The sequence below is a fragment of the Methanobacterium alcaliphilum genome (assembly GCF_023227715.1).
In the GTDB taxonomy this organism is placed as follows: domain Archaea; phylum Methanobacteriota; class Methanobacteria; order Methanobacteriales; family Methanobacteriaceae; genus Methanobacterium_E; species Methanobacterium_E alcaliphilum.
In genome coordinates this window covers 1-1,104 of record NZ_JALKIF010000032.1, presented here as the reverse complement: position 1 = coordinate 1,104, position 1,104 = coordinate 1, and the positions used below count along the sequence as shown (strand labels likewise).

Genomic DNA, 1,104 nt, shown 5'->3' with positions numbered 1-1,104 from the left:
ATATTAGAATCTTTAGCAGATTTAAGATCACTTAGTATATCTTGTTCCATGGAATGAACCAGTTTTATTCGTTCATCCTTTGAAAGATCGTAGAATCCCATTTTAAATCCCCATAGTCATATTTTGTTATTGAATCATGAATTTTATATAAATATCTAAATCTACAATATAATTTATAATTACAGTTACAATTAATGTAAAGTTTTTTAATATTAGTATGAAGAAAAAATACTAAAATTAACTACTCCCCATAACAATAATCTCAGATTTTATAAATGTATTAAATCTTATTTTCCACAGTATTGCAGGCAAAATTATGAAAATTCAAGAACTAAATAAAGAGATTAGAGAAAAATCTCTAAAAAAAATAAAACACCAAACATCCCAAGAATTAGCAGCTAGTTGGACTCAGTTTGATTTAATGTACTCTGGAAAAGGCCAATCCATATTTATGATTCTACCAACAACGGGATGTTCATGGGCACTGGCAGACTCTGGAGGCTGCACCATGTGTAGTTACATAGCAGATTCCAGTTTAGAACCTGTTCCAGCATCCACTATAATTGAAATATTTAATGAATTACTGGCCAAATATCAGTTTGATGAAGCAACAGCAGCGAAAATATTTACATCAGGTAGTTTCTTAAATCCTTCTGAATTGCCTGTTGAAGCTAGGACAGCGATTTTAAAGACTTTAAATAATATGGAAAGCATTACTGAAATTGTTGTAGAATCTAGACCAGAATATGTAACTCAAGAAGTTATGGAAGAATGTTGTTCTATTATACCGGATAAATTATTTGAAGTAAGTATGGGGCTGGAAACCTCAAATGATTACACTCGTGAATTTAAAATCAACAAAGGTTTTACCACAGAAGACTTTGAAAAAGCAGTTAATGTAATCAAAGATCTCAAAAAAGAATACAACACCAAATCAAAAGCATATATACTTGTAAAACCTATTTTAACATCTGAAAAACAAGCCATAACAGAAGCAATTGATTCTGCAAAATATGCAGAAGAAGTAGGTGTTGATCGAGTATCATTCTGTCCTTCTACAATCCATAAAGGAACTGTAATGGAAGAATTATGGCGTAAAGGTTC

At 30.8% G+C, this 1,104-nt stretch carries 1 protein-coding gene; it reads left to right on the top strand.

The features are described from left to right. Window positions 1-316 precede the first annotated feature (316 nt). Window positions 317-1,104 (top strand): archaeosine biosynthesis radical SAM protein RaSEA (locus MXE27_RS11730; RefSeq protein WP_248612636.1); only part of this gene is annotated, 788 nt, incomplete at its 3' end.